The organism is Alkalinema pantanalense CENA528, assembly GCF_050753345.1.
Classification (GTDB): domain Bacteria; phylum Cyanobacteriota; class Cyanobacteriia; order Leptolyngbyales; family Leptolyngbyaceae; genus Alkalinema; species Alkalinema pantanalense.
On the sequence record NZ_JBLZFX010000085.1, the window covers coordinates 1 to 26,958 of the forward strand.

Here is a 26,958-nt window from a genome sequence, read left to right on the forward strand (position 1 = left end):
CATTCAAGTCTTCACCACCCCAGAGCACCCCTTGGTGATGTTTCTGGATGATTTGCAGTGGGCGGATTCTGCTTCATTAAATTTGATGCAAGTGTTGATGACTGAAGCATCGCTGGGTTATTTATTGCTGATTGGAGCCTATCGGGATAACGAAGTGTTTGCGGCGCATCCGTTAATGTTGACCCTCGACACAATCCAAAAAGCGGGGGAAATGGTAAATACGATCGCTCTCCAACCCCTGAGCCAGCCCAGTTTAAATCAGTTGATTGCGGATACGCTGCACTGTGCGGAGCCGTTGGCTGAGCCGTTAACGGAACTGGTGATGCAGAAGACCCAGGGTAATCCCTTTTTTGCCACCCAATTTCTCAAAACCTTGCATCAAGATAAGCTGATTAATTTTGATGCAGCTGCGGGCCATTGGCAATGTGATATTGCACAGGTTCGGGATGCGGCATTGACCGATGATGTGGTGGAATTTATGGCGTTGCGGTTGCAAAAACTGCCGGAAGCAACGCAAAAAATTTTGAAACTGGCGGCTTGTATTGGTGCTCAGTTTGATTTGGAAACACTGGCGATCATCTCAGAGCAATCTCAAACCGAAGTCGCTACAGTGCTCTGGAAAGCGCTACAGGAAGGATTCGTATTACCGCAAAGTGAGATTTATAAATTCTACGTGGGGGGAACGGAGAACACGCCCAACCAAGAACACGACACGCTGTATTACAAATTTCTCCACGATCGCGTTCAACAAGCGGCGTATTCACTCATTCCAGAAGAGCAGAAGGTGACAACCCACTGGCAAATCGGTCAGATCCTCTGGAAAACTTGGTCGCAACAACAACAGGATGAACAAATTTTTGATTTGGTCAATCAATTGAATTTGGGTAAAGCCATGATTACCCACGTCGATCAACAGCGGCAGCTTGCACTATTAAATCTACAAGCTGGAAAGAAAGCTCAGCTTGCTGCCGCCTATCAAGCAGCCCAAGCCTACTGCGAAATTGGTATTGATCTCCTCCCAGCAGATGCCTGGGAAACCGATTATCAGTTGAGTTATGCGTTACATCGACAGGGTTCAGAAGCTGCTTACCTCAGTAGCAATTTCGATCGGGCAGAGAACCTGTATCAAAGAACGCTTGCCCAGGCTCAGACACCCCTCGATCAAGCGGTGATTTATCGGGTGCAGATGACGCAATATCAACTTCAGGGGCGCAATGCTGAAGCGATCGCAATTCAACGCCAAAGCTTACAAATACTCGGCTGGTCTATGCCAGTGGATACAGAAAGCACTCAACAGCACCTCGATGAAGAAATTGCGACGGTGAATCAGTTCCTAGAGCAGCACACCGTTGAGTCGATTTTGACATTACCGAAAATGGTGAATGACACCACCGCAGAAATATTGCGGATTTTACAAATTCTCTTTTACGCTGCATGGCTAGACGGGCAACCCACCCTAGCATTACTAGCACTGGCAAAAATGACCACCTTATCGTTGCAACATGGCAATAGCGATATGTCGCCCTTTGGCTATGTAGGGTACGGACTAATTGCCAACGCACTGCTGAAAAATGCTGATCAAGCCTATCAGTTTGGTCGCATGGCAGTACAACTTTGCGAGCAATTTGATAACGCAGATGTTCGCGGCATGACGAACTTCCTATTTGCTGCCGATGTGCATAGTTGGCGTCGTCCAATCCGAGCCGCTGATACTTACTATGAGAATGCCTTGAAGCATGGCATGGATGCTGGCAATTGGTTGACGGTTGGCTTCATGATGATGCAAAGTGGCTCCGATCGGCTCACCTATGGCAAAAAACTGAATGACCTCTACGAAATTGCCCAAACCCATGCGGCGTTTTTGCGTCAGATCAAAAGTCTAGAGAACCTAGATGCCTTGACTGTCGGAGTGTTGCAACCCATTCGTAATCTTTTAGGGTTAACCCATACTTCATTCACCTTTGATGATGATGATTTCAGTGAAGCAGAGTATTTGCAGAAATATCACAAGACTGCCTATCATTTAGCCTGGTTCTATTCTGTCAAGATTCGCCATGCTTACTTATTCGAGCAGACTGGCGTCTATTCAGAATTGATTCCTAAACTCAGTATCATTCAAGATACGATTCCCAGTCATGCAAAACTTCCATCTAGTGTTTTTTATGTGATCTTGATGCATTTGGCACTGATTGAGAGAAGTCATGAAGAATCGCAGCGTCAGCTCCATTGGCGAGCCATATTCCCCTTAGAAGAACAGTTAAACCATTGGGAGAACGATTGCCCTGAAAATATTCGCCACAAATGCCTACTCGTGCAAGCTGAGAAAGCACGCCTCAATGGGCAACAGGCGGAAGCAATAAATTGGTATGACCAAGCGATCGCTCAAGCGAATTCTCAGGGATATGGTTATGAAGAAGGACTTGCTAATGAACTTGCTGCAAAATTCTACCTCAACTGGGGTAAAGAAAAAGTCGCCGCAGGCTACATGCAAGAAGCCTACTATTGCTATGCCCGATGGGGAGCCAAAGCCAAAACCGACAATCTAGAATTCCACTATCCCCAGTTATTGCGCCCCATTCTCCAAGCTGCCACCCAGCCCCTCAATGTCTTTGAGACCTTAGCCAGCATTGGTACTTCTAATCGTTTGCTGCATCCCACTATTGAGACTAGTCGTTCTTCGAGCACCAGCGTCAACACCATCATTGACTTCGTTGCTATCCTCAAAGCCTCTCAAAGTCTAGCTGGTACGATTCAACTGGATGAATTATTACACCAACTCACCCAGATTATTTTGCAAAATTCGGGAGGCGATCGCTGCGCCTTAATCCTGCCGAATCCCAATGGAGAATGGTCAATTGCTGCCATTGCCACACCCGCTGCTGCTGAATTGTGGGCTGAACCTCTGGAAGGCAATGCTAAAGTGCCCGTGAAACTGATTCAGTATGTCAAAAATACTCAAGAAACTGTGATTATTGACGATGGTAAAACCGATTTACCCGTGATTGGACAATATTTGAGTCAGCAACAACCGAACAGTGTTTTGTGCTTGCCGATTTTAAATCAGGCTCAGTTGATGGGGATTTTGTATCTGGAGAATCGTGCTACGAGTGGTGCATTTACCAGCGATCGCCTTTTAGTGCTCAATTTCCTCTGCACCCAAGCGGCCATCTCCCTCGAAAATGCCCGTCTCTACAAACAAGCACAGACCTATGCCCAACAATTAGAACAATCCCAACTGCAAATTGTGCAAAGCGAGAAGATGGCCTCTCTTGGGAACTTGGTGGCTGGAGTCGCCCACGAAATTAACAACCCAATCGGCTTCCTGAATGGCAGCATCAGCAATAGCAAAGACTACGTGCAAGATTTGCTGGGACATTTAGCCCTCTATCAGCAACACTATCCTAATCCCGTTGCGCCGATTCAAGACAATGCTGAAGACATTGACCTGGAATTCCTCACAGAAGACTTACCCAAGTTACTGACTTCAATGGAAGGAGCGACCGATCGCATCACAGGCATTAGCACTAGCCTCCGCACGTTCTCCCGTGCCGATACCGAACATACAGTCAGAGTAAATCTGCATGAAGGAATCGACAGCACCCTGATGATTCTTAAGTATCGGCTCAAAGCCAATGAACACCGTCCTGAAATTCAGGTTCTGCGACAGTATGGGGAATTGCCAGATATCCAATGCTTCCCTGGCCAACTCAACCAAGTGTTTATGAACATTTTGGCTAATGCGATCGACATGTTTGATGAAATGGCTCAGCAATCTACGTTTACCGATCTGCAAGCGCATCCGCAAACTCTGACGATTCAGACAGGGTTGGTTGCTGCCGACACCGCCGAAATCCGGATTTGCGACAATGGCAAAGGCATGACTGAGGAAATCCAATCCCGGATCTTTGACCATTTGTTTACCACTAAAGGGGTTGGCAAAGGGACAGGTTTGGGATTGGCGATCGCTCGTCAGATTGTCGAAGAGAAACACGGTGGCAGTTTGGTAGTGCAGTCGGAATTAGGACAAGGGACTGAGTTTTGCATTCGACTGGGGATCAGGGGTTGAGCCGCCCATTCTGCATGAAAGATTGCAGGTAGATTGCTCCAGCATGACTGATTACGTGTGTTCGATCAACATCCACGATCGAACACACGATCGCTTTACCAACTAGTTAATGTACTCCACCACCTCTTCCGTCACAAACCGCACCTTCGGCTTCTCCGCATACTTATCATCCGCAGCCCGATAGCCCGCCGGACACACCACCACCGCAGAATAGCCCTTCTCCGGCAGACCCAGCACCTCATCATACTTCGCCGGAACAAAGCCCTCGATCGGACAAGTATCAATCCCCAACATCGCCGCCGTCGTCATATACTGCCCCAAGGCAATATAGACCTGCTTCGCCGACCAGCTATCGACATCAATACTGCCCATAAAACCTTTTACCATCTTGCCAAAGCCCTCCAGTGCTTCCACCGTCGTGCCCTGCACCTCCGCCATGCGTTGGATATAGCGATCGACATCCGCCCCATCCAAATCCTTTTTAATTGCCAGCACCACCAAATGGGACGCATCCACGACCTGCGCCTGGTTCCACGTGTGGGGCAAAAGCTGCGCCCGCAATTCCGGATTGCGCACGACAAAAAACTTCCAAGGCTGCAAGCCAAAGGAAGACGGAGCCAGCACCAAACTTTGCTCCAGTGCATGCCACACCTCATCCGGAATTTGTCGGCTAGCATCGAACTTCTTCACCGCATAGCGCCATTGCAATTGCTGGAGCGCAGCCTCAGGAGAAAGAGCAGCAGAATTAGACATGGGACATCCCTAGGGTTCGTACAATTTCACCCAACAGGATAGCGCGTTCTGCGAAAGACGGGGATCTGTCGTCAGGAATGGGTCGGCGTCAAAAGCACAATCTGCTGCTGCTGCAACGCACGCACCCGATCGAGCCCTAACTCCACCTCCGTCAAAATCTCCGCAACTGTCCGAGTGGTATTGCCATCTGCCGCCTTCAGAAATTTAAACTCTGCATCACTGAGATTAACGACTTGGTAATCATAGGTGAAAATGCAGGGACTTTCCCAGCCCTCCATACAAGGACTCCGTTCCGGAATCGCTTGCAACAACACTTCATCGGAACTCCAATCCGTTTTGGTAAACGGTGGCTTGGCTAAGAAAAACTCGTAATGGGTAAAGGAACTGGGATCGAGAATCTCCGCTAGGCGATAGCGATCGCGCGGACTCAGTTGGGCTGCTCGTTCCTGCAATTCCGGAGACTGACCAATTAGGCGATCGAGGTTCCACACCGCCGGATTAGAAAAGCCGACAAATTCCAATCCTGATGCATCAATCAAGTCAAACAACGTATGCACGTTGTAATCAATTTCCTGGGGATGCACATACATATCGGCAAAGCATTCATCCCGATTATTTTCCATCGCCCAGCGTTCCTTTTCCCGTTGCCGTAGGCGATTATTCTCAGGCAGTGATGCAAAAATTTGCCGACCGACCTGTACCCCATCGCGATAGTCGCCGCGCTTGTCCCCCTGCAATAGACCGATCGCCTCTTGCATCAACTTAATTTCCCACCGCCCCAGTTCCCCATAGACAAAAATGTGAAACAGACCCCCAGGGGCCAACTTCTCCGCCAGTGCCTTAATCCCCCGTACCGGATCCGGCGTATGGTGCAATACTCCTACGCAGTTAATGAAGTCAAACTGTCCCGGCAACTGATCCACATCAAACAAACTCAGATGGTGGAACGTTGCCCGATCGCCCACACTGCGGCGGCAGCGCTCCTTGGCAACTTCCAATGCCCCTGCACTCAGGTCAATGCCCGTTACCTCAGCTTGGGGATTGAGGTACACCAAATATTCCGTGCCGCAGCCCGTCCCACAACCCGCATCCAAAATCCGAATATCCTGGCGATCGGGTTGCCGTCCTGTGCAAAAGTGATAGGCCGCCCGCCAATTCCAGCGCCAGTTGTAGCCGATTGGCGGTTCATCCAGTAGCGGCTCCGGTGGAAAGGGATAGGTATTATAGAGATTTGCAACAGCAGTACTAATCGCCTGATGGTCGGTCATTGGAGGTTGAAATTGCAATAAAACGAAAGATTGACGTGACTCGCGCGATCGAGCCATCACCACTATCTCACAGAGTTACCCCCCTAACTCATAGACTCAATTTCTTCAGGCCCCTCGCCTCCAGCCCCCTGGTTGTTAAATCCACACAGCCCCTTAATCCTTCCAGGCCAACGCTTGGGCAATTTGTTGCGCCAGTTGCATGGCCTTAAACGGTTTCGTAATCACCGCCGCAATTCCCAAGGTCGAAAAATGTTCCATCCCCGGCAGTTGTGTTTTCGCTGTCATCAGAATCACTGGAATCGATCGGGTTTTAGGATGGGTATGGAGTTGTTGCAACGTCGAGAGTCCATCCACCTCCGGCATCATCACATCCAACAAAATCGCATCGGGTTGTAACCGCTGAGCCTGAGCAATGCCTTCCGCCCCTGAACTGGCTGTAGTGACTTGCCACCCTGCCACCGTTTGCAGCGCTAACCGTGCCACAGCTTGGATATCCATTTCATCATCGACGATCAAAATATGTTTGGGCCGTTGGGTGGCAGAAGCAGTCATTCCAGTGAGCCTCCCTCAAGCTGACCTCCCTGATTTTCTAAAGTTCTCGGCAGGATTGAAATGGCGAAGGAAAACCGACTGCCAACGCCGATCGCGCTGTCTAACCAAAACGGCAGATCGTGCTGGGACAAAATGCTACGACAAATGGTCAGCCCTAACCCCGTTCCTCCCTTCTGACGGGAATCAGAGGCATCAATCTGCTGAAAGGGTTCAAAAATCGTTTGCTGCTTCTCCTCTGGAATCCCTCGACCTTCATCCTGAACGGTGATCAGTAATGCTGGAAAGTCTAGCGGAGAATAGTTCGTAGAATCCTGGGATAGTAACTTATTCGCACTTTCTATGCGCTCAATGCCAATCCAAACAGTAGAGCCTCGATCGGAAAACTTAATTGCATTACTCAACAAATTAATTAACACTTGAATGAGTCGATCTCGATCCGCTAAAACCATTGCACTCATGGACGACACCCGAAGCTGGATTCCTGCCTGTTGTGCCATGGTTTGCATCACTGCAATGGATTGCTGCACAATCTCCTCAATGTTGCAAGGCTGCCGATTCATTGCAATTTCGCCGGATTTGATTCGTTCCATATCCAGCACATCATTGATCATCCTGACCAAGCGATCGGTATTACTGGCCGCAATCGTTAGCATCTGTTTCGCTTCTTCGCATTGTAGGGAGAGCTTGCCACTGGCCAGTAAATCCAAGGCTCCCGCGATCGCCGTTAAGGGGGTACGCAATTCATGGCTGACGATCGAGACAAATTCATCCTTGAGCCGATCCAGTTCCCGCCGATCGCTAATGTCTCGCCCCACTGCTTGAATTTCGATAATTTGCCCAGCTTCATCAAAAATGGCGCGATCGGTCCATTGCTGCCAGCGAATCTCACCGGAGGGCAGTATAACTCGGTGTTCGGACTGCACCATGGGACAGTCTGGACTCAGCTGCGTTAACTGTTGGGTCCATCGCGTCTGATCTTCCGGAGGAATTAGGGGAATAAATGACTGGTTAAGCAGATCGGCTGCATCTTGATTAAAGTAACGGCAGTAGGCTTGATTGACAAATGTTAAGGTTCCATCGGGTCGAAAACGACAAATGAGTTCCGTCTGATCTTCGACGATGGCGCGGTATTGGGCTTCCCGCTCCTGCAACTTTTGATCGGCTAATTTACGAGCCTGTAAATCCAGCAAGGTCGATCGACTCATGGCGTAGTTGCCGTCGTCGTCAAAAATTGCCGTAGCATTAATCAACACGGGAAAGGTACTGCCATCCTTGCGTTGCATCCAGAATTCTGCATCCTTAATCCACCCGCGCTGCTTCAGTAATTCAAAGGACTCTAGCCAGTCGGCGATGCTTTCCGGTGCAAGCAGTTCTGTAAATTTTTTACGATCGATGACTTCATAGCGGCTATAGCCCAGCATATTAAGTTCCGTATCGTTCAACATCACCACTGTTCCGTTGGCATCCACGGAGTGATATCCACAGGGCGCGTTGTTATAGAGATCTTGAATCGCTTCGATATATTGCTGCAGTGCTAATTCCGTTTGGTGTCGGACTTGGATTTGCTGAGTCAATTTGGTGTTGATGGCTTCCACTTGGCGAGCCGAATGCTGACTAATCTGTACTAAGCGTAATGCCCACACCATCAGAAGTGTCACACTAGCGCCCACTCCGACGATCGTCCAGAGAATCAATCGTTCATCTTGGGGATTGGGAAGGGGGATGAGGGACTGCCACAGGTACCAGAGCAGGAAGACCACCGTTGCCCCCAACAGCCAAGGTAGAACCTCAGCAGGCTGGGGATGCCAGTTGCGTTTGTTGTTGGACGGACTCCACAGCCTTGGCATGACCCACCTCCTAAAAATTCACCGGGGCTTCCTGGTGCCGCCGAATTCGAGGATTCAAGCGGTTTTGATGCAGGGATTGTTGGGCCGTTTGATACAAACTCGTCAAAGTTTGTCCATCCTGAGGTGTGGCAGCAATTCCAATATTCAAGGTCACGTCAAAAGGAAAACTTTGATCCGGAACAAAAACCTGGTTGCGTAGGGATTGCACCGCATCGAGGAGCCGTTGCATCGCTCCCATTACCGTTGTACCGTACATTCCCACGACAAATTCTTCGTTGCCCCATCGCCCTACCAAATCTTCACTCCGGAAGGTTTGTTTAAGTAACTGTCCACAGCGCTGCAAAACTTGATCGCCCATGGCAGACCCATAGTAATAATGAATGTCTTGGAGCTGAGCAATTTCTACCAATGCGAGGCAAAAGGGCTTGCCGTGGCGTTCAGACAGCGCTAAAAACTTGGTCAATTCCTCACTGACTTTGCGCTGATTGGTGACGCCTGTTAAAGGATCTATTTCCGCAAGACTCCGCAACAGTCGCGATCGCTCCAGGCGATTGAGAATCCGAGTCACCAGTTCCGGCCCTGCAAAGGGTTTACTGACCCAGTCATCGGCTCCAGCGGCAAATCCCCGGTGCATTGTTTCCGCATCTGTACGGGTTGTTAGGAACAAAATCGGCAAGCTGCTCCATTGCTGGGAGTTTCGCAAGGTTTGACAGAGACTAATTCCATTGCTTTTGGGTAAGTCCACATCCAAAATTAGCAGTTGGGGGCTGTGTTCCTGCAACTTCGCCCAGAGGTGTTCCGATCGATCACAAGTAATCACCTGAAAGCCCCATGGTTGTAACAGCGTTTCCAGGGCGCGCAAGGTGTTTCCATCGCTGTCTAAAACCATGACCGTTGCCGCAATGGTTTCGGGGTGTTGGGGGAGAGGAATAACGAGATCTTCCAGTTCAACAGACTGCTCGAACACTAGAGAAAGGGGCTGCTGCGGCTGACTTAATGGCGGCTGACTTAATGGCGGCTGACTTAATGGCGGCTGACTTAATGTTAATGTCAGTTGTTCGATCGTCTGACGCAACGTTTGGACTTGGGACTCCAGGCGATCGATGGCCGTGGGTTGATCCAGCCATGCCCCTGCCCAACCGCCTTGGAAAGTCCGTTCCACTTGTTGGGCAATGGCCGAGCCCGCATCCGCCCCAAACATCCCTAAAGTGCCCACCAATTTATGAGCCTGTTGGCTGGCTTGTTCTGCCAGCTCAGCATCCAATCGCCCTTGGCGGAGAGCCGCGATCGCTTGCTCCAGAAGCGTTAAACGGGCTTTCAGTTGGGGTTGGGATTGCTGCCAGATTTCACTCATACCCTGCTGCAAGGACGACGACAGTTCTGGGGATTCCTGCTCCAGCGAAGGGGAAAAAACGGGGGGCGGTGATGTGAAGGTCGCTGAATTTAAAGGGGGTGCCTTGGAAGACGGCGTATCCGACGGCGTATCTAATGTCAGCCGACCTGGAGGCGTTCGGAGGCGATAGCCAATGCCATAGACCGTTTCGATCGGATCTGCTGTAATGCCTGCTTTTCTGAGTTTGTGGCGCAACCCTTTGATGTGCGATCGGATCGTGTCCTCCGTGGGGGGAGTATCTAAGGCCCACAGGTGGTCAATCAAGGCACTGGAACTGTAAATTCGTTGAGGATTGCGGAGCAATAATTCAAGTAAACTGTATTCCTTCGGCGTTAACTTGAGGGGCTGCTGCCGCCAAGACACAACGCAGGTACTGGGATCGAGTTCCAAGTCATCCCATTTCAATGTGGGCGGCAACACGGCATGCCCCCGGCGCAACAAGGCTCGCACCCGTGCCAGGATCTCTTCAATGTCAAAGGGTTTAGTGACGTAATCATCAGCCCCTGCATCCAGTCCCCGAATTAAATTTGTGCGGGCGTCCTTTGCCGTCATAAATAGAATAGGGGTGGAATCTCCTTGAGATCGGAGCTGTTTGCAAAAACTCAGTCCATCCAGTTCCGGCAGGATGACATCTAACAAAATCAAGCTATAGCTCAAACTACTCGCAAAATCCCACCCCACCTTGCCATTATTGGCAATATCCACCACATAATGCTGTTCAGTTAACGCTGTACTCAGCGTTTCTGCAATGAGTTCATCATCTTCAACAATCAGAATTCTCATGGTGAAAGCACCGCAGATGAATTGCGTAAAGGAGAATGGCTATGGGGCAATGCTGAAGTATAGGCAACTCGAAGGAGATGGATGGGGCTCTAGACTCATCTCTAAACTGAATCTAAACCCAATCTTACAAATTGCTCATCTTAAGTAAGAGATTAAGTTACTGATTTGCTAATTTTAGATCATCTATCTAGACTAACTTGTCCCCAATCACTGCATCGGCTGCGATTGGGTAGGGCAAAGCAATAAAATGTTGCATTGAAGGGTAGAAAAGCAAAATAACAATTGAACCCCATTAACTTCAATTTCAGTCCATTTTCAATCCATTAAGTAAGCATTGCAAGAACGTTTAGCACCCGTAAAATAGAGCTCCTGGTGACACAACCCTAAGTTGCACAACCCTTAATTACACAACTCTAAGTTACACAACTCTAAGTTACACAACCCTAAGTTACACAACCCTAAGTTACACAACCCTAAGTTACACAATCAAGCTGCATAATCCTAAGTTGGGACAACTGCTGGCAAACTTCCGAGGATTGTCTCCCGGAGGATTGATGACAAACCTGGATAATCTGAGTACATGTATAGGCATCTCTGTGTAACACTTTGACCGATCGTTTACGAGAACGCAAGTTAGATTTGACACTTTCTCAAAGTGTCCCATGCTAAAAAAAGGTCGGCTAAAGCACAGAAGTTGGGTCATACGAACCGATACGCCTCCTAGATGCGAGTCCTGGCAAGATGAGTGGTCGGGGTTGCAAGAACTATGGCAGCACCAGCAAGTCACAGTTGCAGGCTGTGTTTGCTGAGACTAGCGTGATTGTAACTAGTAACTTGAACTCGTGTGATTTGAACTAGCACCAGGGCTTGGGCGATCGGCTTCGGAGAAGCTAGAGGGATCCGTATAAATGGGACATGGGTGGGGCAGCAATCTAAACTCAATGATTGAGTTTAGGATGTCATTATTACAACATGACCTCGCTCAATCACTGATGAGCTTAATAATCTGAATAATATGTAAAATTCGTGCCTAGGGTCGTTATTGTGGATACAACTAGGCAAAATTGGGAAATTGGCTTCCCTGAATTCTCGCGGGAACGAAGGGTTACATTTTTTCATGACATAATGATGGCCTACTAGAAAATGGCCTAACAAAATGATGGCCTAACAGAAAGTGATCGCCTTGCTATGATTGGGCAACTGCTAGCAGATCGGTTTCAAGTCACGCAAATGTACGAAGCAGGAAATGGGTTTCTTGCCTCAGATACCCATCGTCCGGGGTATCCCTGCTGTGTCATTCAAAAGCTCCCAACGCCCGCAGGTAACCCTCAGGCGTTTCAGATTGCCAAGTTGATTCTGGAGCAACGGCTTGAAGCGATCTCTCGACTGGGTAAATATCCCCATTTGCCTGGATTATTGACCTTTTTTGAGCAGGATCAGCAGATTTACTTCGCAGAGGAGTTCGTGGCGGGGCACCCACTCAGTCAAGAATTGCAACAGCCCTTACCAGAACCGCAAGTAATCCACTTGATGTTGGAGCTACTGGATATCTTGGTCTTTTTGCATCGCCATGAAGTGATTTTGCGAGGCTTGCATCCCGATAATTTGCTGCGGCGACAGTCTGATGGCAAGTTGGTGCTGATTAATTTATTGGTTTTGCCCCTGAAAGACTCGACCAAAGCCCAGAATCCGGTTCATCCCAATCCCAAGCCCTATCTTCCCCCCGAACAATTAGCAGGCAACCCACTCTTTAGCAGCAACCTCTATTCAGTCGGTATGATTGCTATTCAGGCCCTGACGGGGCTGGGGGCGGAGGCTCTCCTACTTGCTAAGCCCCACTGGCAGAGCAAAACGACCGTCAGTCGGGATTTCGCTGAAATCATCGATCGCTTAACTTTGGTGAATCCTAAGCAGCGCTATCCCTCCGCAATGATTGCGCGGCGCATTCTGAGAAATCTGCTCATGGATGAAGATCCCACCACCGATCTCCCTCCACCCCGTCCTCCCCAGCGGCGATCGCCGGTGCCCCCCTCCACGTTAAATCCTGCTCATTCAAATAGTTTAGAAGCCAACTATTCACCCCTTCAAGATTCAGACTCGATCGCAAGCCCCTCGGAAGGTCACGCTGCCGTTCAGCCTGTGGGGGCGGTTGCTAGTCCCCAAGCCCAGCGGAATGGTGCCCGGAATGGCACAATGACCCAAAGCCCAGACTCCCTACAATCGGGCTTGCTGCGTCAGGGAAGACCGCAGAGGCATCATCCCTTGGAACACCCACGGGAACCTGCGTTGGAAACTAACACTCCGGCGTCCCAGGCGACGGCTGACCTCCCGGCAGACGGGGCAGATGTAGCAGACATGCCAGCGGGGGCGATCGTGGGGTTTGAGCCGACTGCCTTGCAACTCGAGGTCAATCCTGCGGCGCGGTTGACTGTCCCGGAGGCGGCGCGACCCGAAGTCACCCCCCTCCAACCCATTCCTACGATCGCTCCTGCCGCACCCGCGCCCCAAGCGACGAGCCATCAGGGTTCACGGCAGCCGCCGGGAGACCCCCCGATTTCCCAAACGGTCTCCGCGCCCTCTTCTCCCCACCGTTCTTGGTGGTCTTGGGGAATGATGGGGTGGATTGTCGCAGGCTGTTTTGGGTTGACTACTGCTTGGCTAGGATGGCGATACCAAGTGCCCCAGGGCTGGTTAGCGGGGTACTTTCGACAGGCAGGATTAAACCAGAGTTTGCAAGGAAACTATCGGGCGGCGCTGCAAAGTTTCGATCGCTCGCTCGTGTGGAATGGAGCGGATGCCCAAACCTATTACGATCGGGGGGTCGCATTTTATCGCTTAAAGGATCTGCGGCGGGCTTTAGAAGACTTTACCCGAGCCATTCAATTAAATGGAAAAGATGCGCCAGCTTTTTTCCAACGGGGCAATATTCGCTTGAGCCTAGGGGATCCGCAGGGAGCCGTCGGAGACTATAACCAAGCCATTCAGTTAAACGGTGAATTGCCCGAAGCCTATGTCCAACGGGGGCAAGCTCAGTCGGCTTTGGGGAAATCGGGCTTGGCCCTCAAGGACTACAGTAACGCCATTCGCCTAGAGCCCAATTTGGCAGCGGCCTATATTAATCGATGTCTGACCCGATCGAATTTGGCGGATCAAGCAGGAGCTATTTCCGACTGTACCCAAGCGGCCAGCATTGATCCCAACTTAATTTCGGCCTACCAAAATCGGGGGCTTTCTTACCATCGGACGGGCAATCTCCAGCAGGCGATGGCGGATTTAAATGTGGCGATTAAGCTCGATGGAGAAGATGCCAAATCCTATTACCAGCGGGGTTTGCTGCGGATGGATCTCGACGATCGCGAAGGGGCAATTGCCGATTTCAATACCGCCATTCAATTTCGACCCGATCATGCCTTTGCCTACTATCAGCGGGCCTTGGTGCGATCGCAATTGGCTGACCAAGAAGGTGCAATTCAGGACTTGGAGCGGGCAGCCAAGTACTGTGTCGATCAAGGGATGACCGGCTGCTATCGGGATGCACAGTATCAGCTAAAGCGTTTTAAAAATGCGGCGGAATAGCGCAGACTCGTAAAACTTGTGAAAAACACCGACATCGGTCATCCTCAATCGATTGGGCTCGCTCCCACCCAATTGATGGGGGCAGAAGGAGGGATTAGACCAGCGTTTTGGCCGGTGGGGCAGCAGCAGCTTCCCCGCTGGGTTTGGCGATCGTGCTGGCTAGTAGGGCGTTGCGTTTGAGGTTTTGTTCAATGTTTTGGATCATGATGCGCAGATCGGAGTGTTGCGGCTGGGTATACAGATCGGCGAGGACGGTACTGACCTGCTCAATCCGCCGCATTAACTGACGAGTGGTTTGAATGGTTGATTTTTGATCGACGGTTAGTAAGGGTGCTTCAGGAATCATCAGTTCCGCTTGAATCAAGTGCTCTAACTGTGCCAACACTTCATCAATATCACCCACTTGTTGAATGAGCGTTTGAGTCGAGTTCGCACCAATCTGGGCAACTTGAGCTAGGTCAGCAATATTGCCTTTAATCCGATGGAGGGTCTGTCCCATATGCCGATCGGCTTCGCTCGTCTGGTTCACTAATTGAGTAATATCGCTGATCACTTGGCTAAAGCCCTCCAGACCTTCGCCACTAAATCGATTGACCAAAATGGCCGTGTGTAAACCCAGAAATCGGGATTGTTTACTAACCTGTTGGATTAAATTGGACGTGGTGCGAACGGTTTCCAAATCCTTCGCTAAACCTACACTCGTGGTAATTAGCCGATCGGTTCCCCTAGCAATCTCAGAAATGTTGTCAAGAGTCTGCTGTAATACTTGGCGAATGCGGGTATCCAACAGCGACTGAAGCGTCTCTAGCCGTTTGTGGAGTTGTTTAACTTCATGGTTCTTCTGGCACAGGTGGGACTGTTGGCGTTCTAGGTGCTGTTGGTGGTTTTGTAGTACTAGGTTGCGAACGTCGATCGTTTGATTAGCCTCGTCTAATGCCTGTTGGAGTTGCTCCAAGGTGGTCTGATATTGTAATAGTTGCTGTTGTTGTGCCGCTTGGACTTTTTGGGCTTGGGCTTGGACTTGGGCCTGTATTTGAGCTTGGGCAACGAACAGATCGCGCAGATCCACCATCCGTAAACTGCCATCCCGAAACTGTAGAACCAGGGGATCAAAGTTGACCTGGTTTCTGCGTTTGAGGGCTTGGTCAGCGGCTTCTGGAATGCTACAAGTATCCGACACAATTAGGGGTGGATCTTTCTCCAGAGAGAGTAATTGCTGAATCGCTGTTGTTTTGGCAAGGGGCCGCTCTAGCATAATGCGCTCAAAAAAGAACGATCGGGATAGAACCGCCAAGAGTTGCTCCTGATGCATCACCAGCACTCCCGGAAGTTGAGGCTTCGCCTTAAACTGGCTCACCACAACGGAAAGCGGTGTAGTTGGTAGAACTTGAAAATCATGGAGTGGTAAAAAACCAACGGTGCTCGTGGGCACCACAGGAGATGCAGACGACATATTCATTGAGGAACCCCCGCCCGTCGGGCTAATGGTTCGTGACGTAAATTAATTGTCTTGTAGACCAGAGCCTGATATAGAACACAATTTCGTGACACCAACGCGGAATACACCCCTTTCAAACCAGTTCCGTAGCGGCGATCTATTGGCAAACCACGATCGAGAACCATCAATCACGACCAGAGATCTCACTATCCGCAAAAACTTCGCTGCAAACGCTGAAACAATAGAACTGGTGCTCAAATCGATGCATGGAACGATCGAGAACTGCCAAATCAAAAATTCTCTGAGTGTCAGATATGGCGTCACCAACAGGGTATCACAGGGATTTACACACGTTCTATTTGCAGCGTAACAAAAAAATCGCTCAAGTCTTGCGAAATCTGTGGGAATTCCTCTGGCCTTCAGACGGCTTCTGGAGGAGGAATCCATCCGATCGGGCGATGAGCGCCTACAATGCCAATATTCATCTATAGACTGCTGGGTCAGAGGTGCAATGCTGGGAGCGATCAAGGGAGGCCGCTATCGGATTATCCAAAGCCTGAGTGCAGGCGGCTTTGGGCATACCTATATTGCCGAGGATTTGCAACGTCCCGGCCATCCCCAATGCGTCCTGAAGCAGTTTCGCTTTAGCAGCCCTGATCCAACCCTTCTCCAGCAAGCCCAACGGATGTTCGCCCAGGAAGCGGAAACCTTAGAAAAACTGGGTCGCCACGATCGCATTCCCCAATTGCTAGCGTATTTTGAGGAGGATGGAGAATTTTATCTGATCCAAGAATTAATTACCGGACAGCCGTTAACGGCAGAAATCAGCCACGGTCATCGGCTTAGTGAAGTGCAGGTTCTGGAGCTCCTACAGGATGTTTTAGAAACCTTAGTTTTTGTGCATGCCCATGGGGTGATCCACCGGGATCTCAAGCCTGATAATCTCATGCGTCGATCTACGGACGATCGTTTAGTCCTGATTGACTTTGGGGCGGTCAAAACCCAGGATGCCTTTCAAACTCCGGTGGCGATTACCCAGCCGCCAACCAGCACTCTACCCACTAGCCCTCCCCCCAACCAGCCCAGCATCCCGGTGTATACCTCTGGCTATGCTGCGTCAGAGCAATGTTTAGGAAGACCACAATACAGCAGCGATTTATATGCCTTGGGCATGATCGCCATCCAAGCTTTGACGGGACAGCACCCGACCCAGTTGCCCAGCGATGCCCAGACCGGGGAATTAATTTGGCACGATCGGGTGCAGGTGAGTGCAGAACTCAGAACCATCCTGGATCAGATGACGCGATTCCATGTCCGCGATCGCTACCATTCTGCGGGGGAAGTCTTGCAAGCCCTCGATCGTTGGCGGTATCGTCCTGCAGGCCGTACCGCAATGCCCTTATCTCAGCTTCAAGCACAACGGTCAGATCTAGCCGTTCAGTCAGGCCCAAGCGTCGTAACCCAGTTGGATCACCCGTTACCGACCCAGCTACAACGCCGTTGGCTCAATTGGCGGACGATCGGAGGCTTGGGGGCGGTGGCCAGTGCCGGAGTCCTGACCACCCTGTTGCTTGGATGGCCCCAGACTTGGTTCTCCCAGTTACAAGTTCAGCCAACGCCCCCGACGCTGAGTCCATCGCTGAAGGAACAAATGGGCAAACGGGTCAGTGGGGGGGAACAAATTTTATTCAACAACAATTTATTGCCTGCCAAAGTAGAAGCCGTGGCCAAGGTGAAGCAAGGCGAACTCAAAGCGGCGATCACTTTACTGGAACAGGCCAGACAGCAAGCCCCCGCCGACCCTGAAAACCTCATTTATCTCAACAATGCCCGCGTCGATCCAACCACTGCCTACACGATTGCTGCAGTGGTGCCGATTGGTAGTAACCCCCAGTCTGCCCAGGAGTTATTGCGGGGGGTTGCGCAGGCGCAGTGGCAATTGAATCAATCCGGTGGACTGGGGGGGAAGCCCTTAAAAGTGACGATCGCCGATGATCAAAATCAAGCGGAAACTGCCCAGCAAATGGCGCAATACCTCGTCAATGACCCCACTATTTTGGGCGTGGTAGGTCATGGCACCAGTGATACCACATTGGCGACGGTAGAAGTCTATCAGCGGGCAGGCATGGTGGCCATTTCACCCTTGAGTTCAGCGGTGCAGCTTTCGGGAATCAGTCGTTACTTTTTTCGGACAATGCCCAGCGATCGATTGCCTGCTAAACAATTGAGTGAATACATTTTGAATCAATTAAAGAAACGTAAAGTTGCCATTGCCTACAACTCCAATAGTAAATACAGCCAGTCCCTAAAAGCGGAGATTAAAAACTCGCTCTTTTACAGTAGTCGTGGTGAAGTTGTTGCAGAAATCAACTTGAACCAACCGGATTTCAATCCCGTTGAAGCCCTAGAGACCGTTGCGCAGAAACAAGCCGAAGTCTTGATTTTGGCCAATAGTAGCGAGGCCAGCGATCGGGCCTTGTTACTGTTACAGGCTAACCAAAATCGACTTCCTTTGCTGGCGGGGGATGCCATGTATTCCAATAAAACCTTGCAAGTAGGTAGCAAGAACGCCCAGGGCATGGTGTTAGCGGTACCCACTCAGCAGGTGGGCTTAGAAAAATCGCAATTTCAAGTTCAGGCAAATCGTCTTTGGCAACGGGAGGTGACGTGGCGCAGTGCGTTGGCCTATGATGCCACGATGGCAATGGGTCGCGCGATCGCCCAAGCCCCTACTCGGCAGGGGATCCAAAATGTGCTCTCCAATCCCCAGTTTACGGCTCCGGGATCAACTCGCCCGGTGCAGTTTTTGCCCACGGGAGATCCCCAAGGGGCGATTCAATTAGTGCAGGTATGGCCGAAGCGCACAGGACAGGGCTATGAGTTTCGATCGCTTCAGCCCAATTCCGCTAGCGCCGCCACCGTCAAAAACTCAACAGTCCATCCCAATAAAGTACCTACAAAATAACCCGTAAAGTACCTACAAAATAAAAGGACAGGCTCGTAACAAGCCTGCCTGCCTTCGTCATTCATTCACCTGTGATAACTAAGGTAAAGGGTGAGTTTGTCATCCCTGTGTTGATCCGATGAAGTCCTGATGACGGGCACAAAAAACCGGAAAAGCCTGTCCTAGGGCTATATACAGAGCATGACAGGGGTCACATGGGTGAAATGAGATCGTGAACTGAATGTCATATTAGATGCCTATCGTAAAGACAGATTCGGTAAGACAGATTCGGTAAGACAGATTCGGCCCAGGGAAAATCCCAACCGATGGCAGGCTCGATTTCAGAATCCCTGACCCTATGCCCAATTGCTAGACTAAAGGAAGGAGTATTACAATCCCATGACTATGTTGAACCCACATCCAGAATCCGATCGCCCAGCGTCGAAATCGACATTGAAGAAGATTGCGCTGTATGCAGCCTTACCTTTGATCGGTGCGGGGGCAACACTGGCGGGAGGCCGACTCTTGGCTCCACCTCCGGCAGCAGTGGCACAAAATTCCAGTCCAGCGATCGTGGCTCAAAATCGTACCGGGGCGATCGCTGCAACGGGGGACAACTTTATTTCTTCGGCGGTGGAACGGGTTGGCCCTGCGGTCGTGCGGATTAATGCCTCCCGGACAGTAAAAACCCGCCGCCCTGAAATTTTTGATGATCCGTTTTTCCGCAATTTCTTTGGGGATGTGCCCAATATGCCGTCCCAGCGGGTGGAACGGGGGACTGGATCAGGTTTTATCTATAACAAAGATGGCTTAGTGCTAACCAACGCCCACGTTGTTGATGGGGCAGATACCGTAACGGTGGTCCTGCGGGATGGCCGGGAATTCAAAGGCAAGGTACTTGGGGCCGATCCTTTAACGGATGTGGCGGTTGTCAAAATCGAAGGCTCCAATAACTTGCCGACGGTGCAATTGGGCGATTCCGATAGCTTGAAACCGGGGGAATGGGCGATCGCGATCGGCAATCCCTTGGGGTTAGACAATACCGTTACTGCTGGGATTATTAGCGCAACGGGCCGCAGCAGTGCCCAGGTGGGAGTTCCAGATAAGCGGGTGGGCTTTATCCAAACCGATGCGGCGATTAATCCGGGGAATTCCGGTGGCCCTCTGCTGAACCAGCGGGGCGAGGTGGTTGGCATGAATACAGCCATTATTGCCAGTGCCCAAGGGTTAGGCTTTGCCATTCCGATTAAGACAGCGCAACGGATTGCCGATCAGTTGATGGCAAACGGGAAGGTGAACCATCCCTATTTGGGAATTCGGATGACAACCCTAACGCCAGCACTGAAGAAGCAGATTAATGATGATCCGAACAGTAATGTGACGGTAGATGAAGATCAGGGCGTTCTAATTTTCCGGGTGGAGCGCAATTCACCAGCGGCGAAGGCGGGTCTGCGGGCTGGGGATGTGATTAAGAAGATCAATGGCAATGGAGTGACGACAGCGGAACAAGTACAGCAAGCGGTGGAAGCGAGTTCTGTGGGTGGAACCTTGCAAATGGAAGTGCGGCGCAATGGTCAAACGCAAACGATCGCAGTGCAACCCGGTGCATTTCCTACGCGAACGGCCCAAAATTAATTTACACTAAATAATCATCTACTCTCAGTGATGCAGTTGCTACAGCGCAGTTTCTAGAATGCGATTTCGATAGTGCAATTTTTGCATTAAGCAATTTCTGCATTAAGATTTGCGATCGCTGCAATGTAGGAATCAATGCTTAATGGTAGTCAATGTTTAGTGGCAGCCAATGCTTAGATTGACCCAGGCCCTGGTTTTTAAGCTTGATGGAAGTGCATTTCTTGAGTTGAATCAGGATTTTACAAGGACTTCAATGGATGTTTGGGAGGCTCGATCGGGCCTCTTTTTTTTGGCGTTGTCGGTCTATTCCTCGGGCTAGTTTCGGAATCATTGACATGCAGTGCGTATCCATTTGAGTAACCTGACATTCTAGGATGAGTGTCGTCATTAAACTGTAAGAGTCCTCTGCAATTGCGAATCTATTCTCCTACTTGGAAGTTGAGGTGTTTTATGCCATGGCAAGTTGTTAATCGATTGGCAATCACGGGTCTTGCGACAGTGCTGAGTACTGCAATCATTCCCCCGGTTTCTGCGCAGGTGTTACCCCCAGCAGTGACCTGCCAAGCGACTATTCCGATCGAGCAAGGTGGGCGTTTAACCTACCGTTTAACGGGGGCTTTTCCCGATCGAGTGGCACCCGATACGCCCCAAAACCCAGTTGGTAGAACCGTGACGCTAACGGTTCAGCGCCGCGATCTGTCGGGGAAAGTTCAAACCTGGCTGAATAAAGCAACTGTTGAGGACTATGAACAGGTTGCACCGGATGCAGATTATTCTAAGCTACCGTTTACTGGGGAATTTCGCGGCAAGCCCAATGATGGGTTTCGGCTATATCGAGTTAAAGCGTCGGCTAATGGTCTCTACATCAGTTTGCGTCCGACCAATGGGCAACCCCAAAAAATACAAATTGTTCATTATTTAAGTTCCCAAAAGTTTGTGCGATCGGAGGCGGGGTCATGCCAATCGGAAGAGGCTCTGCTGAAAACCCTAGCACCGCTCCAGCAAGCGCTGAAGGCGAAAAACTGGGCCTTGGCCGATCGGGAAACACGACGGTTATTAGATCCCTCGTCTGTTTCGTTGAAACCGTTGCCAGAAATTAAGTTGACGCCGGAACTGATTCGGGCGATCGATGAAGCTTGGTTAGAGGCGAGTCAAGGTCGGTTTGGCTTGAGTGTGCAGGCTAAAATTTGGGAGTCGATCCGGGCGAAGTCGCCAAAGGATGAAACAGCGGCGATCAATCAGTTCCGCGATCGGGTGGGTTGGAAGTTGACACAGCCACGTAAGGAAAATGATTTTCTGAGTAGTGATTGGTTAAACGAATCGGAAATTAAGTATTCGGACAAGGCTCCTGTGGGGCATTTACCCTGGATGGGGGTGTCGGACTCGGTTGTTTATGGGTTAGCGGCACCTAGCGATGGGTCGCACTGTGGGAGTTGTCATACGGATGCGATGCAGTTACGGAATGAACGCTTCTACGGCTACCTTCCTCGGCTAATGGCACGGCTCAAGTCAGCCCTGTAGATTGCGCGTAATTCTGACGGCAACAATGACGCTAATAGGTTCGGAAATGTGATGTTTGAGAGGCTCGATCGGGCCTCTTTTTTATGTGGAATTAATGATCTCGCAGGGATTGTAAATTATACCTCTAGAAATGCTGCTGTTACTATTTTAGATGTGACCTTTTTAGAACCAGCGATCGGATTTTAATTCTGATTAGTTTGAGATTGGAGTTGTTGGACTTGTTCAATGTCCAGTCCCGTAACTTCTGCTATCGTTTCTAGAGATATATTTTTTCGTAGCATATTCAGTGCGATCGTAATTTTTGTCTGAGTTTCCTTTTCTTTTTCCCAGGTCAGAAATGCTTCAGATAACGCCATCAGTTCCTCCCGATCGTTGAAGTCAGCCAACTCTCCCACATCAATTCTAACGCGCCACGAGGCCAACAACCGCAAAATTGTATTCCGCCGAGGATGCGTGGATGGTAGGGCTAGAACCTCACGAATGGCCTGTTCCTGGGTTTTACCCCGCCCTAATACTCGCAACCATAATGTTTCATCTGTCTCTGGTAATTGGTCAATGGCTACGATCGCAGTCTTGAATAGATTTGCCGTGAAATATACACCTGGTAGCCAATCTGGTTGAATGACTGCATTCGCATCTTGAAGAAGTGGTTTAGAAGTCGTTGCCGCTAAAATCCAAAGTAGCGGCTGTGCGTCCTCTGGTAGTTCATCTTTTTGAGCTTTACGCCGCTCATCTTCCTGCACCCAGACCAATTTCATCACCGACACCCGTACCTCCGTTCGCGTCGGCACATTCCGATAGGGTTCCAACAAGCAAGGCTTCTGCACCATCTTTCCCAATAACCCCAAATCGTCTGTTGGTATATTCATCATCTGAGGTACGAACCAAACGTCAATAAACTTTGTCTCCCCAGGTACTTCATACTGTCGTTGCACAACCCCAAACGGCGCTAAGAATTCTTCTAGGTATTGTTTCGCTAATTGGTCGTGCGGGGTTTGGGTCATGATTCAATTTCTAAAGCATGGTAGTTCGATCGTATCATATTGGGAGCGGATAATCAGCTTTTTTATAGAGTGAAAGAAGCAAGATTTGGGGACGAGATGATATGGGATGATGGGTTAGTACAGAGATTGGTTTAATGATCGCATCAATGATTAGTTTAAGGATTAGTAAAATTATCCTTTCCATCCTATGCTGCGCACTTTTTATCTTATTACTGGGATGCCAAGCGGTTCCGCAGAAGGAAGGCCAGCCGATAACTTTGAGCCTGTGGCAGGGCGTGAATCCGCCTGCCAATCGATCGGTCTTGGATAACCTCGTCGATCGCTTTAACCAAACCCATCCCGATATTCAGGTGCAATCCCTCTACGTGGGGCAAGGCGATCAACAGTTGCCGAAAATTCTGGCGGCGGCGGTGGGGGATGCTTTGCCCGATCTGTTGTGGTATGCCCCTACCTTGACGGGTCAGCTTGTCGAACTGGATGTGCTGCGATCGCTGGATGACTGGTTGCCGACGATTCCGGAAAGTGCTGAGATCGATCCAGCGCTGTGGGATAGCATGGAACTGGAAGGCAAAACCTGGTCGATTCCCTTTGGAACTAATAACGTCGGCTTATTTTATCGTCCAAGTTTGCTTAAAGCAGCAGGAATTACAACACTTCCAAAGACTTGGACAGAATTACGATCGATCGCACAAAAGTTAACCCAAGATACCAACGGCGATGGCAAACCCGATCGCCATGGAATATTGCTACCGTTGGGTAAGGGAGAATGGTCTGTGTTTATGTGGCTACCGTTTTTCTGGAGTGCGGGCGGTGAATTAATCGACAACGGTCAGCTTACAGTCAACTCATCGGGCGCGATCGCAGCCCTGCAATTCTGGCAAGATTTAATTCAAAACGGATCTGCCATCTTATCGCAACCGGAACGGGGCTATGAACTGGATGCCTTTCTAACCGGAAAGGTGGCGATGCAATTAACTGGGCCTTGGACACTGGGACAATTGCAACAAACGGGGGTAGATTTTGCGGTGATGCCCCTGCCGCAGGACAGCCGATCGGCAACGGCGATCGGCGGCGAAAATCTCTTTGTGATGAAGTCTACGCCCGATCGGGAACGGGCTGCTCTACAGTTTGCCCAATACGTCCTGAGTGAAGCCTTTCAAACCACTTGGGGCGTACAGACGGGCTATTTACCCGTTAATCTCAAAGCGCGGGACAATCCAGCTTACCAACAGTTTCGATCGCAGCAGCCTGCTGTAGATGTGTTTCTCGCGCAATCTGCCGTCGGTCGATCGCGGCCTATCTTTCTGGGCTATAACCGCATTTCTGAAGAAATTGGACGGGCGATCGAATCGGTATTGCTGGGACGAACCTCACCGGAAACCGCGCTGAATACAGCCCAGCATCATTTGGAATTAACCGCAGAATCGGGATATTTCAAGATAGCGGCTAAGGGCGGAGAGGCCCGAAACCAGCTAGCCCATTGAGCTAGGGGAATGCCAGGAGGTGCCCAATCGGGATCATCGGGAAAAATCCTACGCCAACGGAACCAGCCAACCCGAATCGGTTCGATCGGCCCTGTCCAGAGAACTGCGCCATCCTCCGCCAGAATCGTCAATTCCTGCCCCGTTTGCAGCCGATGCATTCCCGTTAACTGCCACCCAGCTTCCCGACTCTGAGCCGCTTGACCATCCTGAAAAATCCGCCACACCTCACCTTCCATTCCCTGGGCGCTATATTCCGCAATCCAGCCTTGCAATGGTGGATGATACCAAATCAACTTGTGATTGCTATACATGAAGATCCCCCTAAACCCCCCTTAAAAAGGGGTAATTTGAAAGAATTTGACTAAATTCCTCTTTTTTCTAGCACAGCCGCGTAGCGCGAGGGCTATGGGAGATCGGAACTGTAGCATTGATTAATCAATTTGGGATGAGGTATGGGCGTTGGGGTATCTGCCATACTAACGTTGATTTCGCTATTTAATCAGGCTTTCCCATTGCTTATACAATTGCTGAAGCGATCGAGGCATACTTTTCACTTCCAGATCAATTAACTGAACCATTGTGTAGGGCGTTTGATACGTGGTTGTGGGATAGTCTGCTAGGGCAGCGGAGGTCAGGTAGCTGAGGCCATTTAGGTTGGGGAAGCGGGCCTGTTCTAAGCTTTGTTTGAAGGCTTCGACTTGCTTAGGCGTTAGGGTTTTGCGCACAACGGGACGGGATTTAATCGTTGGCCCGATCGTCCATTCCGTGACCTTGCCGTCGTCCGTCAGCGTCACCGTGGTGACCATCCCGGCAAGCCCACCGGAAACGCTACTGCGAAATACCACGTTGGGTTCTATGCTGGGCGCTTCTCCACCCCCGAACTGTTCAAAGGAAACCCGTACGGGCGGCGTCATTGCCCCACTGGCGGTGGTATTTTGGGCAATGCGATCGCCGGATTGATCGAGATGGTAAACAAAACTACGATTGGGGCTAGTGACGATCGCTTGCCAACCTGGAATGAAAATTTTGGTACAAGCTTGATTGGGACGATAAATCCCTAAACAGCCATCGAATCCAGCTTCTTTGACTTCCGCAATTTTCAACTTGCCTCGAGGAATGCGCGTATCGCGGGAAACCTGTCGCAATAATTTGGCAGCGGCTTGCTTGGAGAGAATGCCCGGTTGGGGAATGGCGGGTTTCGTGGTTTGAATGGAGTCTTCGAGGCGCACGATATTGCCGCTACGATCGGTGCGGTAGGCCCAGGTTTGCTGGCTCCCATCGCTGACAACCACCCGCCAGCCGGGTACCGTTGCCAATGTACAGGGTTCCATCTTGGCTAACCCTAAACAACCGTCGGGCCATTCCTGGGCGGCATAACTGACAACCTGAATGTTTTTAATCCCAAAACGCTGTTGGAGATCTTTTTGAATCGCTGAAATAACGTCAGTGGGAAGCTTGGCTTGGGCGATCGGGATTGTGCTGGTTGGACGTTCTAACCGGAGAGACTGGGCTTTAGCGGACTGGGCTGGGCTAGGTTGCATTCCGCCCAAAAGCACTAGGCTAGAACAAATCAGACTAGAACCGATTAGCGTGAATCCACAACGGAGGAAGGTGGAAGACGAAAGAACCAAAGGGGGGCGTTTCATAAAGCTTCACTAAACAATTGAGTATAGGGTGAGTACGGGTACAGCTAGTGCTGGTGTAGCTCGGGTTCTCACCACAGTTAGAACCACTGTCATAACTACAGTTGGAACCACAGTTGGAACTACAGTCGTGACTACTGTCATGACTACCGTTGTGATGAGACTGATGACTACCGTTGTGTACTTTCCGTTCCCCAATAATCTAGCAATGCTATTTTGGGCCGTTGCTGTTGTTACTGAACTTGATACGAGTTTTGGTGGATGGAATGGGCGGCAATGAGTATGAGAATCAAGTGGTTTCAGGGCAGGTGAATTCGCCGTTGGGCTGGGCTTGGAAGGGAAGGACTCGCACGATCGCGGTGCAATTTAGGTCGCCGTAGATGTGGGGGAAGTTGCCGACTTCGGGGACGGGGTCGAATTGCCAGGGGGCGGTGATTTTTTGCGGGTCGATGCAGAGCAGAACCAGGTCGGGTTGGTCGCGGTAGAACTGGTTGGCGACCCAAAGAATTTTTTCGCGGGTGGAGCAGTGGATGAAGCCTTCGGTGTCGAGGCTGGGGGCGCGATAGGTGCCGCTGGCTTGGGCTTGTTGCCATGCGGGGGCGGTGGTGATGTGGTAGATTTCGTCGATGCGATCGCAGCGGATTTCGATCATGAAACCGTCGGGGTCGAAGCAGTAGATGCCGCGTCCGGTGGGGCGGGAGACGGGGCCTGCGTCGATCGGGATGTGGTTGGCTTTGAGGATTGCGACGGCGCGATCGAAGCTTTCTGGGTGGATGTCGAAGGCGAGGTGGTTGGCGCGGGTGAATTGTTGGGTGGGGTCGGGGTTGGGTGGGCTGAGATCGGGTTCCCAGAAGAGGTCGAGGATGAGGCCGTCGGGGGTTTTGAAGTTGGTGACTTTGCCGCTGGCGACGAGGTCTTTGAGGGTGGAGGGGATTTCTTCGCCGGAGAGTTGGTGCAGGCCGAGGACGGTGCCGTAGAAGTGGCAGGAGGCTTGCATGTCTTTGACGTTGAGGGCGATGTGGTGGACGGTGCGGAGGGTGTTGGGTGGGAG

The 26,958-nt window shown here is 50.6% G+C and carries 16 protein-coding genes and 1 pseudogene; 6 read left to right on the forward strand and 11 right to left on the reverse strand.

What is annotated here, in order from left to right; all coding sequences use genetic code 11:
- On the forward strand, window positions 1–4,066 hold a 4,066-nt coding region (locus ACN4EG_RS21230; RefSeq protein ID WP_431632193.1), incomplete at its 5' end, for a trifunctional serine/threonine-protein kinase/ATP-binding protein/sensor histidine kinase.
- Between the two features lie 102 nt (window positions 4,067–4,168).
- Here ACN4EG_RS21230 and ACN4EG_RS21235 read toward each other — a convergent pair.
- The 5 genes from ACN4EG_RS21235 to ACN4EG_RS21255 form a co-directional block, all read right to left on the reverse strand.
- Complete coding sequence (locus ACN4EG_RS21235) at window positions 4,169–4,819, reverse strand: NAD(P)H-dependent oxidoreductase (RefSeq protein WP_431632194.1); 651 nt, start codon at window positions 4,817–4,819, stop codon at window positions 4,169–4,171.
- A gap of 71 nt (window positions 4,820–4,890) precedes the next feature.
- A complete protein-coding gene (locus tag ACN4EG_RS21240; RefSeq protein WP_431632195.1) occupies window positions 4,891–6,144 on the reverse strand; it encodes a class I SAM-dependent methyltransferase in 1,254 nt (417 codons plus the stop codon).
- A gap of 96 nt (window positions 6,145–6,240) precedes the next feature.
- A complete protein-coding gene (locus ACN4EG_RS21245) occupies window positions 6,241–6,639 on the reverse strand; it encodes a response regulator (RefSeq protein WP_431632196.1) in 399 nt (132 codons plus the stop codon).
- Entirely contained in the window at window positions 6,636–8,486 is a 1,851-nt protein-coding gene (locus ACN4EG_RS21250; RefSeq protein ID WP_431632197.1) for a PAS domain-containing sensor histidine kinase, read from the reverse strand. Before ACN4EG_RS21250 ends, ACN4EG_RS21245 begins: the two co-directional genes overlap by 4 nt.
- Window positions 8,487–8,496: 10 nt before the next feature.
- Window positions 8,497–10,662 (reverse strand): response regulator, encoded by a 2,166-nt coding sequence (locus ACN4EG_RS21255; RefSeq protein ID WP_431632198.1) that lies wholly within the window; start codon window positions 10,660–10,662, stop codon window positions 8,497–8,499.
- 1,188 nt (window positions 10,663–11,850) lie between these two features.
- Between ACN4EG_RS21255 and ACN4EG_RS21260 the strand changes: the two genes are divergently transcribed.
- Window positions 11,851–14,238 carry a tetratricopeptide repeat protein gene (locus ACN4EG_RS21260; protein WP_431632199.1) on the forward strand — a complete coding sequence of 796 codons (2,388 nt, stop codon included), beginning with the start codon at window positions 11,851–11,853 and terminating at the stop codon, window positions 14,236–14,238.
- Between the two features lie 94 nt (window positions 14,239–14,332).
- Here ACN4EG_RS21260 and ACN4EG_RS21265 read toward each other — a convergent pair whose 3' ends face one another.
- Complete coding sequence (locus ACN4EG_RS21265) at window positions 14,333–15,697, reverse strand: hypothetical protein (protein WP_431632200.1); 1,365 nt, start codon at window positions 15,695–15,697, stop codon at window positions 14,333–14,335.
- A 490-nt stretch (window positions 15,698–16,187) separates the two neighbouring features.
- Here ACN4EG_RS21265 and ACN4EG_RS21270 point away from each other — a divergent pair, with 490 nt between their 5' ends.
- From ACN4EG_RS21270 to ACN4EG_RS21280, 3 genes are all read left to right on the forward strand, one after another.
- Window positions 16,188–18,641, forward strand: coding sequence for a bifunctional serine/threonine-protein kinase/ABC transporter substrate-binding protein (locus tag ACN4EG_RS21270; protein ID WP_431632201.1), 2,454 nt, complete (start codon window positions 16,188–16,190; stop codon window positions 18,639–18,641).
- Window positions 18,642–19,025: 384 nt separating this feature from the next.
- A complete protein-coding gene (locus ACN4EG_RS21275; protein ID WP_431632207.1) occupies window positions 19,026–20,255 on the forward strand; it encodes an HhoA/HhoB/HtrA family serine endopeptidase in 1,230 nt (409 codons plus the stop codon).
- Between the two features lie 450 nt (window positions 20,256–20,705).
- Window positions 20,706–21,776, forward strand: a complete 1,071-nt coding sequence (locus ACN4EG_RS21280) for a GUN4 domain-containing protein (protein ID WP_431632202.1) — start codon at window positions 20,706–20,708, stop codon at window positions 21,774–21,776.
- A gap of 182 nt (window positions 21,777–21,958) precedes the next feature.
- Here ACN4EG_RS21280 and ACN4EG_RS21285 read toward each other — a convergent pair whose 3' ends face one another.
- On the reverse strand, window positions 21,959–22,780 hold the full coding sequence (locus tag ACN4EG_RS21285) for a flagellar assembly protein H (RefSeq protein ID WP_431632203.1): 822 nt from the start codon (window positions 22,778–22,780) through the stop codon (window positions 21,959–21,961).
- Window positions 22,781–23,037: 257 nt separating this feature from the next.
- On the opposite strand from ACN4EG_RS21285, the gene ACN4EG_RS21290 reads away from it, so the two are divergent.
- Window positions 23,038–24,264: an ABC transporter substrate-binding protein gene (locus tag ACN4EG_RS21290; protein WP_431632204.1), complete on the forward strand. Its 1,227-nt coding sequence runs from the start codon at window positions 23,038–23,040 to the stop codon at window positions 24,262–24,264.
- Here ACN4EG_RS21290 and ACN4EG_RS21295 read toward each other — a convergent pair.
- From ACN4EG_RS21295 to ACN4EG_RS21310, 4 genes and pseudogenes are all read right to left on the reverse strand, one after another.
- Window positions 24,183–24,575: a hypothetical protein gene (locus tag ACN4EG_RS21295; protein ID WP_431632205.1), complete on the reverse strand. Its 393-nt coding sequence runs from the start codon at window positions 24,573–24,575 to the stop codon at window positions 24,183–24,185. The two genes, ACN4EG_RS21290 and ACN4EG_RS21295, sit on opposite strands and share 82 nt — an antisense overlap.
- A 180-nt stretch (window positions 24,576–24,755) precedes the next feature.
- Window positions 24,756–25,910 carry a hypothetical protein gene (locus ACN4EG_RS21300; RefSeq protein ID WP_431632206.1) on the reverse strand — a complete coding sequence of 385 codons (1,155 nt, stop codon included), beginning with the start codon at window positions 25,908–25,910 and terminating at the stop codon, window positions 24,756–24,758.
- Window positions 25,911–26,196: 286 nt separating this feature from the next.
- Window positions 26,197–26,559: a DUF952 domain-containing protein gene (locus ACN4EG_RS21305; RefSeq protein WP_431632208.1), complete on the reverse strand. Its 363-nt coding sequence runs from the start codon at window positions 26,557–26,559 to the stop codon at window positions 26,197–26,199.
- Between the two features lie 48 nt (window positions 26,560–26,607).
- Window positions 26,608–26,904, reverse strand: a pseudogene (locus ACN4EG_RS21310) (VOC family protein); the annotation flags it as partial.
- Window positions 26,905–26,958: the final 54 nt, after the last annotated feature.

Bases quoted from the DNA above. Each gene is read 5' to 3' on its own strand.
- ACN4EG_RS21260 (WP_431632199.1), top strand. From the start codon at position 11,851: ATGATTGGGCAACTGCTAGCAGATCGGTTTCAAGTCACGCAAATGTAC.
- ACN4EG_RS21270 (WP_431632201.1), top strand. From the start codon at position 16,188: ATGCTGGGAGCGATCAAGGGAGGCCGCTATCGGATTATCCAAAGCCTG.
- ACN4EG_RS21245 (WP_431632196.1), bottom strand. From the start codon at position 6,639: ATGACTGCTTCTGCCACCCAACGGCCCAAACATATTTTGATCGTCGAT.
- ACN4EG_RS21275 (WP_431632207.1), top strand. From the start codon at position 19,026: ATGTTGAACCCACATCCAGAATCCGATCGCCCAGCGTCGAAATCGACA.
- ACN4EG_RS21300 (WP_431632206.1), bottom strand. From the start codon at position 25,910: ATGAAACGCCCCCCTTTGGTTCTTTCGTCTTCCACCTTCCTCCGTTGT.
- ACN4EG_RS21265 (WP_431632200.1), bottom strand. From the start codon at position 15,697: ATGAATATGTCGTCTGCATCTCCTGTGGTGCCCACGAGCACCGTTGGT.
- ACN4EG_RS21295 (WP_431632205.1), bottom strand. From the start codon at position 24,575: ATGTATAGCAATCACAAGTTGATTTGGTATCATCCACCATTGCAAGGC.
- ACN4EG_RS21280 (WP_431632202.1), top strand. From the start codon at position 20,706: ATGCCATGGCAAGTTGTTAATCGATTGGCAATCACGGGTCTTGCGACA.
- ACN4EG_RS21240 (WP_431632195.1), bottom strand. From the start codon at position 6,144: ATGGCTCGATCGCGCGAGTCACGTCAATCTTTCGTTTTATTGCAATTT.
- ACN4EG_RS21305 (WP_431632208.1), bottom strand. From the start codon at position 26,559: ATGATCGAAATCCGCTGCGATCGCATCGACGAAATCTACCACATCACC.
- ACN4EG_RS21255 (WP_431632198.1), bottom strand. From the start codon at position 10,662: ATGAGAATTCTGATTGTTGAAGATGATGAACTCATTGCAGAAACGCTG.
- ACN4EG_RS21235 (WP_431632194.1), bottom strand. From the start codon at position 4,819: ATGTCTAATTCTGCTGCTCTTTCTCCTGAGGCTGCGCTCCAGCAATTG.
- ACN4EG_RS21285 (WP_431632203.1), bottom strand. From the start codon at position 22,780: ATGACCCAAACCCCGCACGACCAATTAGCGAAACAATACCTAGAAGAA.
- ACN4EG_RS21250 (WP_431632197.1), bottom strand. From the start codon at position 8,486: ATGCCAAGGCTGTGGAGTCCGTCCAACAACAAACGCAACTGGCATCCC.